Annotated in this window: 13 protein-coding genes; 5 read left to right on the plus strand and 8 right to left on the minus strand. The window is 66.3% G+C overall.

Going from position 1 to position 12,232, the window contains the following annotated elements; translation table 11 throughout:
• Positions 1–17 precede the first annotated feature (17 nt).
• Positions 18–515 (minus strand): 2'-5' RNA ligase family protein, encoded by a 498-nt coding sequence (locus tag C5B90_RS07625; RefSeq protein WP_115880337.1) that lies wholly within the window; start codon positions 513–515, stop codon positions 18–20.
• Between the two features lie 57 nt (positions 516–572).
• Complete coding sequence (locus tag C5B90_RS07630; RefSeq protein WP_004974006.1) at positions 573–767, minus strand: hypothetical protein; 195 nt, start codon at positions 765–767, stop codon at positions 573–575.
• 92 nt (positions 768–859) lie between these two features.
• On the opposite strand from C5B90_RS07630, the gene C5B90_RS07635 reads away from it, so the two are divergent.
• Both C5B90_RS07635 and C5B90_RS07640 read left to right on the plus strand, forming a co-directional pair.
• Entirely contained in the window at positions 860–2,062 is a 1,203-nt protein-coding gene (locus C5B90_RS07635) for an SPFH domain-containing protein (protein WP_115880339.1), read from the plus strand.
• Between the two features lie 452 nt (positions 2,063–2,514).
• Positions 2,515–3,009 (plus strand): acyl-CoA thioesterase, encoded by a 495-nt coding sequence (locus C5B90_RS07640; protein ID WP_004974008.1) that lies wholly within the window; start codon positions 2,515–2,517, stop codon positions 3,007–3,009.
• 27 nt (positions 3,010–3,036) lie between these two features.
• Here the strand turns inward: C5B90_RS07640 and C5B90_RS07645 are convergent, their stop codons facing one another.
• From C5B90_RS07645 to uvrB, 4 genes are all read right to left on the minus strand, one after another.
• Positions 3,037–3,477 carry a universal stress protein gene (locus C5B90_RS07645; RefSeq protein WP_058827473.1) on the minus strand — a complete coding sequence of 147 codons (441 nt, stop codon included), beginning with the start codon at positions 3,475–3,477 and terminating at the stop codon, positions 3,037–3,039.
• Positions 3,478–3,540: 63 nt separating this feature from the next.
• A complete protein-coding gene (locus C5B90_RS07650; RefSeq protein WP_115880341.1) occupies positions 3,541–4,626 on the minus strand; it encodes a sulfite exporter TauE/SafE family protein in 1,086 nt (361 codons plus the stop codon).
• A gap of 408 nt (positions 4,627–5,034) precedes the next feature.
• Complete coding sequence (locus C5B90_RS07660) at positions 5,035–5,454, minus strand: NUDIX hydrolase (protein WP_115880343.1); 420 nt, start codon at positions 5,452–5,454, stop codon at positions 5,035–5,037.
• Positions 5,455–5,460: 6 nt separating this feature from the next.
• On the minus strand, positions 5,461–7,563 hold the full coding sequence (uvrB, locus tag C5B90_RS07665; RefSeq protein ID WP_115880345.1) for an excinuclease ABC subunit UvrB: 2,103 nt from the start codon (positions 7,561–7,563) through the stop codon (positions 5,461–5,463).
• 88 nt (positions 7,564–7,651) lie between these two features.
• Between uvrB and C5B90_RS07670 the strand changes: the two genes are divergently transcribed.
• Positions 7,652–7,921: a hypothetical protein gene (locus C5B90_RS07670; protein ID WP_115880347.1), complete on the plus strand. Its 270-nt coding sequence runs from the start codon at positions 7,652–7,654 to the stop codon at positions 7,919–7,921.
• Positions 7,922–8,061: 140 nt separating this feature from the next.
• On the opposite strand, the gene C5B90_RS07675 is transcribed toward C5B90_RS07670, so the two are convergent.
• Complete coding sequence (locus C5B90_RS07675; RefSeq protein WP_115880625.1) at positions 8,062–8,661, minus strand: transcription antitermination protein; 600 nt, start codon at positions 8,659–8,661, stop codon at positions 8,062–8,064.
• Positions 8,662–8,845: 184 nt separating this feature from the next.
• Here C5B90_RS07675 and C5B90_RS07680 point away from each other — a divergent pair, with 184 nt between their 5' ends.
• A complete protein-coding gene (locus tag C5B90_RS07680; protein WP_115880349.1) occupies positions 8,846–10,288 on the plus strand; it encodes a short-chain fatty acid transporter in 1,443 nt (480 codons plus the stop codon).
• A 53-nt stretch (positions 10,289–10,341) separates the two neighbouring features.
• Here the strand turns inward: C5B90_RS07680 and C5B90_RS07685 are convergent, their stop codons facing one another.
• Positions 10,342–11,202, minus strand: coding sequence for a sulfurtransferase (locus C5B90_RS07685; protein ID WP_004065861.1), 861 nt, complete (start codon positions 11,200–11,202; stop codon positions 10,342–10,344).
• A 251-nt stretch (positions 11,203–11,453) separates the two neighbouring features.
• Between C5B90_RS07685 and C5B90_RS07690 the strand changes: the two genes are divergently transcribed.
• A complete protein-coding gene (locus C5B90_RS07690; protein WP_058568798.1) occupies positions 11,454–12,230 on the plus strand; it encodes a sulfurtransferase in 777 nt (258 codons plus the stop codon).
• Positions 12,231–12,232 lie beyond the last annotated feature (2 nt).

Raw genomic sequence — 12,232 nt, forward strand, 5'->3', positions numbered from 1 at the left:
CGGTCGAATCCCCGCCGTCAAGCCGGAAGCGAAATCGAGGCCGCGGTCTCGCGGAACGACGAGTCGTAGATGTCGAGCTGCGAGACGGTCCACTCGACGGGCTCGATGGACTGGCTCGCGACCGCGCGGGCGTCGGCGAGACTGCCGCCGCGGGCGAGCGTGACGTGCGGGACGTACTCGTCGCCCTCCAGTCCGTCGACAGCGCCGAACTCGTCGGTGAGCGCGCGGTGCAGGTCGGCGAGGCCGGGGCTCTCGACAGCGAGATAGACGACCGGGGCGGCTCCGCGCGGCGGCGACTCGAAGAACCGGATGTCGGTCACGCGGGCTTCGAACGCCGGCTGACCGGCGAGCGCGCGCCGCAACTGTTCGTGCAAGCGGTCGAACTCGGTTTCTTCGAACCGCTTGCAGACGAGCGTGTGTCGGTCGCGAACCCGGTCGAACGGGGCGAGGTACGGAAACAGGTCGGACGCGAGGCGGGCGACCCGCCCCGGAACCGGGACGTTCAGACTGTACACGCCCGTGAGTCACGCGAGAGACACAAAGGCGTATCGTCGCGGGGGAGAATCAGCGTCTCAGATTCGGTCGAGCAGCCAGAGGACGATGAGCGCCGCGACGACGAGTCCCAGAATCGGCTGGAGCGGGCCGAGCAACGCGCCGAACAGCCCGAGCACCTCGCCGATAATTTCGAGGACGAGCCAGACGAGGACGAGCAGGAGGATGATTTTCAGCAGGTCCTCCACGTCGATTCGGCCGCGGTTGGTTCTCATATCGGGCGGTGGGGCGTTCGCGGACAAATAGTTGGTGGCCGGGTGGCCGAGTAGCCGGCTAGCTTTATTTCGCCTCGGTGTCACTCTCCACCATGGACAGCCTGTTCTACCAACTCGGGAAGCTCTCGGCGTCCTCGTCGGATTCGTCGTCGAGCGCGGGGCGGGTCGACAGCGAGCCCGGCCGAATCCCGCGTTGGCTCGGTCCCCTCGCGGTCGCGGTGGTCGTCTTCGGCATCGCCGTCGTCGTCTTCCCCGTCACGCCGCTGACGCTCGCGGGCTACGTCGTCCTCGCGCTCGCCGTCGCCGCGGTGTACGACGCGGTCGAAATCGTGCAGGCGTACGAAAAGCGGACGCTGACGGTGTTCGGCGACTACAAGGGTATCCTCGAACCGGGGCTGAACGTCGTCCCGCCGTTCGTCTCGAAGACCTACCGCTTCGACATGCGAACCCAGACGCTCGACGTGCCCTCCCAAGAGGCCATCACGGAGGACAACTCACCCGTCACGGCCGACGCCGTCGTCTACATCCGCGTGATGGACCCCGAACGCGCCTTCCTGCAGGTCGACAACTACCGCCGGGCCGTCTCGCTGCTCGCACAGACGACGCTGCGGGCCGCGCTCGGCGACATGGAACTCGACGACACGCTGGCCCGCCGGGACCACATCAACGCGCGCATCCGCCGGGAACTCGACGAACCGACAGACGAGTGGGGCGTCCGCGTCGAGTCCGTCGAGGTCCGCGAGGTCAAGCCCTCGAAGGACGTCGAGAACGCGATGGAACAGCAGACCTCCGCCGAGCGCCGCCGCCGCGCCATGATTCTCGAAGCGCAGGGTGAGCGCCGCTCCGCCGTCGAGAAGGCGCAGGGTGACAAGCAGTCGAACATCATCCGCGCGCAGGGCGAAAAGCAGTCGCAGATTCTCGAAGCGCAGGGTGACGCCATCTCGACGGTTCTGCGGGCCCGCGCGGCGGAGTCGATGGGCGAGCGCGCCATCATCGACAAGGGCATGGAGACGCTGGGGAACATCGGTACCTCGCCGTCGACGACGTACGTCCTGCCGCAGGAACTCACGTCGCTTCTCGGTCGCTACGGGAAGGGGCTGTCCGGGTCCGATATACAGCAGGCCGCGGGCCTCGAAAGCAAGGCGTTCGACGAGGAGACCCGCGAACTCCTCGGCCTCGACGACATCGGCGAGATACTCGGCGAGTTGGACGGCGTCGAGACGGCCGACATCTCCGCGGACGCGGTCGACATCGAAATCGAAGACGGCGGCGTCGAGGCTGAGCGGGTCGAGTGAGCGAAAAATCAGATACGCGAAGCAGTCGCGATTCCACCGACGCGCGAGGGGCCGGTGCAGCGTCGTGTCCGGTCTGCGGGGCGACCGGCGCGAGCCCCGTCGTCCGGCCGTCGCGGTTCGGCGAGGCGCGAGGCGGACCTGAGACGGGAGGCCGCTCGGTACGTCGGCTTCGGGGTCGCGACTGATTCCCCGTCGTCGTCCAGTCGAACGAGGGTCGGAACCCTCGGGAACGTTTCCCCGAACACGGGCGAGAGACGGGCGTCGGCGTCCCACCACCGGTCTGCGGTTCACGCAGACACTATTCGGTACGTAATAAACACTATTAATTGTCTAGGTTGTTGAAACGTGCGGTGCGTTTGCCGACCAATCGACAACCCGAGCGATTAATCACCTTTATTTCTATCTTTCGCGATGTAGAATAATTTAACCACGTCCGACACCGACCGTGTGGTATGCAACAGCAGTCGTCGGTCGGCACGCGGTCGCTGTCGGCGTCCCGCGCCGAGATGAGCGAGATTTTGATGCCCAACGACACGAACAACCTCGGACGCGCTCTCGGGGGGCGGATTTTAGAGTGGATGGACGTCTGCGGGGCCATCGCCGGGCGGCGCTTCGCCGAGCGGCAGGTGGTCACGGCGTCGATGGACCACGTGGACTTTCTCGCGCCCATCGACGTGGGCGACGTGGTGACCGTCGAGGCGTACGTCTTCGACACCGGTCGCACCAGTATGGACATCAAGGTCGACGTGACCGCCGAGCGACCGAGCGAGGGCGACCGCCGCGAGACCATCACCTCCTTTTTCACCTTCGTCGCGCTCGACGACGACGAGAAGCCGAGTCCGGTCCCCGACCTCGTCTGCGACTCCCAAGAAGAGCGCGAACTGCGCGACGCGGCGCTCCAGAAGCGCCGCGAGCACCGCGCCGCGCTGGCAGAAGAGTTCGAGTAACGCGGACCGCGAGCGGGTCGCGGGTCCTTATTCTTCGTCCGCCGCGCGGACGGTCAACACCGGCGCGTCCGACTGCCGGACGACGCGCTCCGTGACGGAGCCGACGAGGTAGTGGTCGAGGCCGGTTCGGCCGTGGGTCGCCATCACGACGAGGTCGACCTCGGCGTCGGCGGCGTAGTCGACGATAGTCGAGTGAGGCACGCCCTCCTCGACGATGCGTTCGGTCTCGACGCTGTCTGGGAGCGCCTCGACCGCGGCGTCGGCGGCCGACTCCGCGCGGTCGAGTTCGGACTTCTCCCACACGTCCGGCGCGATGCCGGCCGAGGGCGACTCGAAGCGGTTGCGCGAGTCGGCCACGGACAGCACGTGGACCGTCGCGCCGTACGTTTCGGCGAGGGTCGCCGCGTGTTCGATTGTCGCGTCGGTCGCGTCGCTACCATCGGTCGGAAGCAGGATGTGGTCGTACATGGGTGAGGGTTCAGAATCGAGGACTGTGAAAGTGGTGCCGGTAAAAACGGTTCGAGTGGGTCGTTAGATGCCCAGCGCCATCAGGAACAGCGCGAGCGAGATGACCGCGAAGAGGACGCCGACGAAGTTCTTGATGACGTCAGTCTCCAGCGCGTTCGACACGTAGGGCGCGATTTGGCCGCCGAGAACCGTCGCGGGGACGGTGAACACGACCATGTTCCACGGCGTCGTGGCGAGACTCAGCGAGTGACCGCCGACGATGCCGCCGCCGAAGACGTGGACGAGCGACGCCAGGATGGCGGTCAGCGCGACCACGATGTGGTTCGTACCGATGGCGACGCGGACGGGGACTTTCGTGCCGAGCATCGAGATGATACCGAGTTCGCCGACGCCGAAGCCGGCGAGTCCCTGGAACATCCCGCCGACGCTGTAGTTGGCGAAGCGGCGCAGGTAGCCGCCGCGGGTGTACGTGTAGTCGTCGCCCTCGCGGTCGACGCGGGTGACGGTCCCGTCGTCGGCCGTGTGGACGCCCGCGGGACCGAGCTTACCGGGGTCGTTGGGGAGGTCCGTGGAGACGGTGCCGCCGTCGGTGGCCGCGGTGTGGTCGGAGTCCGACGAGCCGGGTTCGTCGTGGCCGAGGTCGGCGTTGAACAGCAGGTACGACGCGGCGAGCAGCGCGATGCCGAGCAGCGCGTGGAACACCACGTCGGGGATGACGAACGACAGGAGCGCGCCGCCGACGACGAACGGAATCGACCCGCCGACGAGCGTCAACGCCAGTCGCCGGTCGACGAGACCGTACTGGATGAAGGCGACGGCCGAACTGGAGAGACCGAACGCCTCGCTGATGAGGCCCACCTTGACCAGCGTCGACGAGTCGAGCGGGTGCGCGAAGATGGGGAAGATGAAGATGAGGAACGGGACGAAGAGCGCCGACCCGCTGATGCCGACCGTGTTCACGATGGTCGCGCCGGTGAGGAACACCGGGAACAGCCACCAGTACTGGAGCCAGTACTCCATGCCTGCACCCGACGGCGTCGGTGCCATGGTGAACACCGAGACGAGGAACAGCAGGGGAGCGATGAACACGAGGATGTGTTGGTACTTCAGGAACGACTTCTGAACGTGACTGAGAGACTGAGAGCTCATGGTTCTCGTTGTTGTCAGTTCGCAGTAGCGTTCGCGTGCACTCGCGTGGAGTGACGCGTCGAAAACAGCCCGTTTGCCGAGTCATCAGCGGCACCGACCCGCGCGCGTTCACCGTCTCCCGAGGATGCGACCGCGTCGCACACCGGGTGGACCGGCGTGCGGTGGTCGCCCGAACTGTCGAGCACGGAGTGCTCGAATCCGCGGACCATTCAGGTAATGCCTCCGTTAGGGTAGGCGTGGTGAACGGTGTGGGTTGCAGGCTCGTCCGCCGAGGTGCGGATCACGGTGGAACGGGCATAGCGAGGTCGGGCTAATAAGTCTTGATGTCGCCCCGGCATTTTGGGTACAGTCCACACACCGACGCGCGTCGAAAAACCAGTAACATGTGTTTCTATCCAAAATCTGTGTTCACTCGTTGAGTTCGAACGCCCGTCTGACAAGCGCCCGTTCGGTCTCGTAAGTGAGCCGTTCGAGGGCCTCAACCGGGGTGACCCACTGGTGCGCGTCGACTTCGCCGTCGGGTTCGAACGGGCGCTCGTCGGTGACGTGCATGTGCCAGACGAACACGCCCTTCGGCCCGCTCGACGTGCCTGCGTCGTCCGGGACGCGGTACTCGTAGCGCCCGGCGAACCGGCCGCAATCGACCGCACAGCGCGTCTCCTCGCGGACCTCTCTGACGGCGGTCTCGACCAGCGTCTCGCCGGGTTCGAGTTTCCCCTTCGGGAGCGACCAGTCGTCGTAGTGCGGCCGGTGGACGAGACAGAGTCGGCCGTCGTCGCGGCGGAGGAGGCCGCCGGCCGCGAACGTCAGGGTTGGCGGTTGAGACACGGCCGGTCAGAACTCGTCCGGCGGCGTCAGACCGTCGTCGCCCTCGCCGTCGCCGTCGTGTTCGTCGGGGTACTCGGGCGCGACGCCGTCTTCGAGCGCGTCCACGTCGAACTCGCGGCGGAGGTTCTGGATGCGGTCGCGGATGTCGGCGGCGAGTTCGAACTCGAGGTTGTCGGCGGCCTCCTGCATCCGGTCTTCGAGGAAGGCTATCTGTTCGACCGCCTCGTCGGCGTCGGCGGGGGCGTCGCCGGAGACGCCGCGGGTGTCGGTCTTGCTCCCCGGCAGGTTCGTCTCGCCGACCTCCTTTTCGATGGTCGTCGGGGTGTAGCCGTGTTCCTCGTTGAACTCCTGTTGGATGCGGCGGCGGCGCTGGGTCTCGGAGATGGCGGCCTCCATCGCGTCCGTCATCTCGTCGGCGTAGAGCACGACCTCGCCGTTGACGTTGCGGGCGGCCCGGCCCATCGTCTGGACGAGCGTGGTCTCGGAGCGCAGGAAGCCCTGCTGGTCGGCGTCGAGGATGGCGACCAGCGAGACCTCGGGGATGTCGAGGCCCTCCCGGAGGAGGTTGATGCCGACGAGCACGTCGATGTCGCCGAGGCGGAGCGACCGGATGAGTTCGTGGCGTTCGAGCGTGTCGGTCTCGTCGTGCATGTAGGCCACGTCGACGCCGGCCTCTTCGAGGTACTCGGTGAGGTCCTCGGCCATCCGCTTCGTGAGCGTCGTGACGAGCACGCGCTCGTCGCGGTCGATGCGCTCGTCGATGCGGGCCATCAGGTCGTCGACCTGCCCGGTCGCCTCCGTCACCTCGACTTTCGGGTCCACGAGGTGGGTCGGCCGGACGATTTGTTCGACGATTTGGTCGGAGTGTTCGCGCTCGTAATCGCCGGGCGTCGCGGAGACGAAAAGCGCCTGTCCGACGGTCTCTTCGAACTCCTCGAAAGTGAGCGGGCGGTTGTCGTAGGCCGTCGGCAGGCGGAAGCCGTTCTCGACGAGCGAGTCCTTTCGGGACTTGTCGCCGGCGTACTGGCCCTTAATCTGCGGGAGCGTGACGTGTGACTCGTCGATGACCGTGAGGAAGTCGTCGGGGAAGTAGTCGAGGAGCGTGTAGGGTGCGTCGCCGGGTTCGCGGTCCGAGAGGTGGACCGAGTAGTTCTCGATGCCGGAGCAATGGCCCGTCTCGCGGAGCATCTCGATGTCGAAGGTGGTGCGCTCTTCGATGCGCTGGGCGGCCACGAGGTCACCCTGTCGCTGGAAGTGCTTCACCCGCTGTTCCATCAGCTCCTCGATTTCCGAGATTGCGCCTTCGAGCTGTTCTTCCGGGATGGAGTAGTGTTCCGCCGGGTGGACGAGCACGGCCGGTTCCGACGACTTGACCTCGCCCTCCAGCGGGTCGAGCTTCAGCATCCGGTCGATTTCGTCGCCCCAGAACTCGATGCGGACGGCGTAGCGGCCGTACATCGGGAACACCTCGACAGTGTCGCCGCGGACGCGGAACGTGCCCTGCCGGAAGTCCACGTCGTTGCGCTCGTAGTTGAGGTCGACGAGCGCGCCGAGCAGTTCGTCGCGGTCTATCTGCTGGCCGACCTCCAGTCGGAGGGACATGTCGGTGTAGTTCTTCGGGTCGCCGAGGCCGTAGATAGCCGACACGGAGGCGACGACGATGACGTCGTCACGGGTGAGAAGTGACCGGGTCGCGGAGTGGCGGAGCCGGTCGATTTCCTCGTTTATCGACATGTCCTTGTCGATGTAGGTGTCGGTCTGTTCGATGTACGCCTCGGGCTGGTAGTAGTCGTAGTAGGAGACGAAGTACTCGACCGCGTTGTCGGGGAACAGTCCCTTGAACTCCTCGTACAACTGGGCGGCGAGCGTCTTGTTGTGCGCGAGGACGAGCGTCGGCTTCTGAATCTCTTCGACCACCCACGAGACGGTGTTGGTCTTGCCGGAACCGGTGACACCGAGCAGGGTCTGCACGTCGGCCCCCTCGCGGAAGCCGCGGGCCAGCGCCTCGATTGCCTCGGGTTGGTCGCCCGCGGGGTCGAAGGGGGCGTCGACGCGGAATTCGCGGTCTGCGTCGGGTCTGTCGGCGGACAGGGGACCGGACTCGCTCATTGTCCGTCCTTGGGTCGCGGCGTACTTGAGCGAGGCGGTGCTTGTCGCCGGAGGAACGGTTTTGGGCCGGGGTGTCAAACTGTCCGCTATGAGCCGAGACGAACTCGAACGCGCGAGCAACCTGCTCAAGGAAGCCGCCGAGGCGACCGAGGGCGACGTGCAGGAGCGACTCTACGAACAGTCCGACCAGCTCGCGAAGCTGGCGACGCGCGAGCAGGGACCGGACCACGGACGACTGGCCCGTCACATGACGGTGCTCCACGAACTCGCCGAGGACCTCGACGGCGACGTCGCCGAGACGGTCCGCGAGGCCCGAAGCGAGGTCCTCGAATACCGCAAGGGCGTCCCCGGCGTCTGACTACCGTCTGACAAACCCCCTCGTTTCTACTGGAACTCTCCCGTTACGCCGCGCGTCGGCGCTGTCGGCACTCGGGGAACGGAGGCTCAGATTTTACGTCGAGTGGGTCGCTCCGTGACCCCGAGTGTGAGGAAAGTGAGTTAGCAGACGTTCTTCGGCTTGACGCCCATGCCTTCGAGCGTCTCGACGTACTCGTCGTAGGCGGCTTCGACCACCGCGTCGGCGGCCTCACGGGCGACGGCGTCGTCTTCGACGAGGTCGTCGATGGCGGCTTCGAGCGTGTCGAGTTGGTCGTTAAGGTCGGACTTGAGCGTGCGGAAGTCGTTGGCGGCCATCGGGTCCGCGTCGCCGACGAAGAAGCCGACCATCTGCTCGACGGTCTTCAGCGACACGAGCGCGCGGGCGAGCGCGCCACCGAGGCGGCCGTCGGTCGTCTCGAACTCGGCGAGCACGTCGTAGACGTTCGGCTTCGAGCCGTCGGACTCCGCATCGACGGCGTCGGCGTGCTCGCGGGCGGTGTCGGCGAGGTCGGAGAAGAGCACGGCCGCCTCGTCGTTCGGTTCGTCGTCTGCCCACCAGTCGAACAGGTCGGCGGCGGCGGCGGCCTCGGACGCGGCGGCCGTGCGAACCGCGTCGCCGTCCATCTCGCCGTCGGTGACGGCGTACAGCGCCTTCGAGGAACCGAGTCGGGAAAGCGGCGTCTCGTGGTCGTCGCGGAGGGTGTCGAGGAGTTCGGTCATACGCCCCCGTATGTCCGTCTCGGGTTTGTACCCATCGGCGGCGGCGAGTCCGGCGCGAGTCTGCGACGGCCGGGAGTCGCTCGGTTCGACGGCCGACGAGCCGCCGATTCGTGACATTCAACCGAGCCGAACCCGTCCGAATATTAAACATTATATATTGTATTATCATGAAGTAATCCGAGCTATGACAAACGCTATCAGGCAGGCGGCGGAGCGCAGTTCGAAACTGGTCGAACAGTACCTCCCCGACGCGTTCCTGTTCGCCATCATCCTGACCGGAGTGGCGTTCGTGCTGGCGCTGGTGTCGGTCGCGCCGGCCGAGAATGTCGGCATGGTGGGGCACGCCGGAAACCTGCTCCTCGACGGCTGGTACGGCGGCTTCTGGAATCTGCTTTCGTTCGGGATGCAGATGACGCTCATCCTGATGACGGGCTACGCGCTCGCACAGACGAAGCCGGTAGACTGGCTCCTGACGCGACTCGCAGGCGTCCCGAACACCGAGCGGGGGGCGGCCGCGATGGTGCCGGTCGTCGCCGCCGGGGCGTCGTTCGTCCACTGGGGCCTCGGCCTCGTCGTCGGGGCGCTGTTCGCCCGGAAGATAGCGACCGAGATGCGCGGCATCGACTTCCCCATCGTCGTCGCCGGCGCGTACTCCGGGTTCGTCGTCTGGCACGGCGGCCTCGCGGGGTCGATTCCGCTGTTGTTGAACACCGAGGGGAACTTCCTCATCGAGGCGGGCATCCTCGACACGACGTTCGGCACCGGCGGGACCATCTTCACCGTCGCCAACCTCGTGTTGGTCGTCGCGGTCGGCTTCCTCTTCCTGCCGGCGCTGTTCGCGCTCATGTACCCGAGTGACGACGCGAAGAAGACGCCCATCGACCCCGCCGAGTTCGAGACGGCGACCGACGGCGGCGAGCAGGCGACGAGCGGGTGGGCCTCCACGGCCGTCCCCGAGGACGCCTCGCTCGCGACGCGCATCGAGCACTCGCTCGGTATCGGCGTGGCAATCGGTCTCGTCGGCCTGCTCGCGGTCGGCCTGTACTTCTTCGAGGGAATCCAGAACGGGACGATGCCGTGGAACAACCTCAACCTGAACATCGTCAACTTCGGCTTCCTCTTCCTCGGCCTGCTGTTCCACGGGACGCCTAAGGCGTACATCGAGGCCATCGTCGAGGCCGTCGAGAACGTCTGGGGCATCATCCTCCAGTTCCCCTTCTACGCGGGCATTATGGGCATCATGGCCTACGCGCCGGAGGGCTCCGTCAGCCTCGCCACGCAAATCGCACAGGGTATGGTCGCCGTCGCGCCCGACGGGACGCTTCCGGCCTTCGCCTTCTTCACGGCCGGTCTCGTGAACTTCTTCGTCCCCTCCGGTGGGGGCGAGTGGGCCGTCATCGGCGAGACGCTCGTCACGGCCGCGAAGACGTCCGGCGAGTCCATCCCGCGGGTCGCCGTCGCCGCCTCGTGGGGTGACGCGTGGACCAACATGATTCAGCCCTTCTGGGCCATCCCGCTGCTCTCCATCAGCGGCCTGTCGGTCCGCGACATCATGGGCTACTGCGTGATGGTGCTTCTCGGCGCGGGCGTGCTCGTCGCCGTCGGTATCAGCGTCCTACCGATGTAACCCGCAAAAAGAAACCGTACAGTCGGGTCCGACTCGAACCGAGACGAGGCGGCTCAGTTACCCTTTTCGACGGGCGCGCCGACGAGGTTGCCCCACTCCGTCCACGAGCCGTCGTAGTTGGTGACGTTCTCGTAGCCGAGGAGTTCGTGAAGGGCGAACCACGCGATAGAGGAGCGCTCGCCGATGCGGCAGTAGGCGATGGTGGACTCGTCGCCTTCGATGCCCTGGTCCGCGTAGAGGTCGCGGAGTTCGTCGGCGGACTTGAAGGTGCCGTCGTCGTTGACGGTCGCGGCCCACGAGATGTTGCTCGCGCCGGGGATGTGGCCGCCGCGCTGGGCGGTCTCCTGCAGTCCCGGGGGCGCGAGAATCTCGCCGGAGAACTCTTCGGGCGAGCGAACGTCGACGAGGGGAAGGCCCTTGTCGACCGCCTTCTCGACGTCGTCGCGGTACGCGCGGATGTCCTCGAAGGGACCCTTGGCGGTGTAGTCTTGCTCCGGGAAGGACGGGACTTCGTCGGTCGTCGGATAGTCGTTGTCGACCCAGTAGTCGCGGCCACCGTTCATCAGGTGAACGTCCTCGTGGCCGTAGTACTTGAACTGCCAATAGGTGTAGGCGGCGAACCAGTTGGAGTTGTCGCCGTAGAGAACGACCGTGGAGTCCTCGGAGATGCCGTGCGAGCCGAGGAGGTCCTCGAAGTCCTCCTTGGTCAGCACGTCGCGGGTCGTCTGGTCCTGCAGCTGGGACTCCCAGTTGAACCCGATGGCACCGGGGGCGTGACTCTCGTCGTACGCCTCGGTGTCCACGTCCACTTCGACGAGTCGGTACGCCGCGTCATCGCTCTGGAACTCGTCGAGGTGGCTCTCCACCCAGTCCGCAGAGACGAGTACGTCCTTCGCGTAATCGGAGTTTGACATCGCGTTTCTCCGTACAACAGGGAGGCCCATAACTCTCACAGCGACGGCATGTACGGCCTGACCTCGGGTGATGCGGCAATATTATCCCAAATATGGCGGGGGAGACGGCGAAAGTGGCTCGGAGAACGGCCGTCTCGGGCGATTTCAACCCGGTATCCGACGGAACCAGCAACAACATCCGCTACCCAGGACACGTGGCGAGGGGTGCGAGGAGGGGCGGACCTAAATCCGCGGCCCGGAAACGTGGGGACATGGTAGACGTGGTCTCTTCGACGTGGCTCGCGGACCGACTCGGCGACGTGCGCGTGGTGGACGTGCGCGACGGCTGGGAGTTCGACGGCATCGGGCACCTCCCCGGCGCGGTGTCGATACCGTTTGACAAGTTCCGGAGCGCCGACGGCGACGTGGGGATGCTCCCCGGCCGCGACGCGTGGACCGACCTCCTGTCGGGCGCGGGCGTCGCGGCCGACGACGACGTGGTGGCCTACGACGATACCCACGGCGTCTTCGCGGCCCGCTTTCTCGTGACCGCGCTCCTCTACGGGCACGACCCCGAGCGACTCCACCTCCTCGACGGCGACTTCAGCGCGTGGAACCGCGAGCGCGAGACGACGACCGAGGCGACCGAGGTCGAGGGAACGGTCTACGAGATAACCGAGCCGGCCGAGACGCCGCTCGTGGACTTCGAGGCCGTCGAGGCCGCGCTCGACGACCCGGAGACCGTCATCGTGGACACCCGCGACCCCGCGGAGTACGACGAGGGTCACCTCCCCGGCGCGGTCAACTTGGACTGGCGCGAACTCGTCGACGACGAGACGCGCGGGCTGAAACCGCGGGACGAACTCGACTCGATTCTGGACGCCGCGGGCGTCACCCCGGACCGGCGGGTCGTCCTCTACTGCAACACCGCCCGGCGCATCAGCCACACCTACGTCGTGCTCTCGCACCTCGGCTACGACGACGTGGCGTTCTACGAGGGCAGTCTCACCGAGTGGGAGGAACGCGACGGCGCGGTCGTCGAGGGCTGACA

The organism is Haloferax sp. Atlit-12N, from assembly GCF_003383095.1.
Classification (GTDB): Archaea; Halobacteriota; Halobacteria; order Halobacteriales; family Haloferacaceae; genus Haloferax.

What these genes read in the sequence shown, in the direction of transcription:
- C5B90_RS07630 (WP_004974006.1), bottom strand. Translation starts at nt 767, where the DNA reads ATGAGAACCAACCGCGGCCGAATCGACGTGGAGGACCTGCTGAAAATC.
- C5B90_RS07635 (WP_115880339.1), top strand. Translation starts at nt 860, where the DNA reads ATGGACAGCCTGTTCTACCAACTCGGGAAGCTCTCGGCGTCCTCGTCG.
- C5B90_RS07640 (WP_004974008.1), top strand. Translation starts at nt 2,515, where the DNA reads ATGCAACAGCAGTCGTCGGTCGGCACGCGGTCGCTGTCGGCGTCCCGC.
- C5B90_RS07645 (WP_058827473.1), bottom strand. Translation starts at nt 3,477, where the DNA reads ATGTACGACCACATCCTGCTTCCGACCGATGGTAGCGACGCGACCGAC.
- C5B90_RS07650 (WP_115880341.1), bottom strand. Translation starts at nt 4,626, where the DNA reads ATGAGCTCTCAGTCTCTCAGTCACGTTCAGAAGTCGTTCCTGAAGTAC.
- uvrB (WP_115880345.1), bottom strand. Translation starts at nt 7,563, where the DNA reads ATGAGCGAGTCCGGTCCCCTGTCCGCCGACAGACCCGACGCAGACCGC.
- C5B90_RS07670 (WP_115880347.1), top strand. Translation starts at nt 7,652, where the DNA reads ATGAGCCGAGACGAACTCGAACGCGCGAGCAACCTGCTCAAGGAAGCC.
- C5B90_RS07675 (WP_115880625.1), bottom strand. Translation starts at nt 8,661, where the DNA reads ATGACCGAACTCCTCGACACCCTCCGCGACGACCACGAGACGCCGCTT.
- C5B90_RS07680 (WP_115880349.1), top strand. Translation starts at nt 8,846, where the DNA reads ATGACAAACGCTATCAGGCAGGCGGCGGAGCGCAGTTCGAAACTGGTC.
- C5B90_RS07685 (WP_004065861.1), bottom strand. Translation starts at nt 11,202, where the DNA reads ATGTCAAACTCCGATTACGCGAAGGACGTACTCGTCTCTGCGGACTGG.
- C5B90_RS07690 (WP_058568798.1), top strand. Translation starts at nt 11,454, where the DNA reads ATGGTAGACGTGGTCTCTTCGACGTGGCTCGCGGACCGACTCGGCGAC.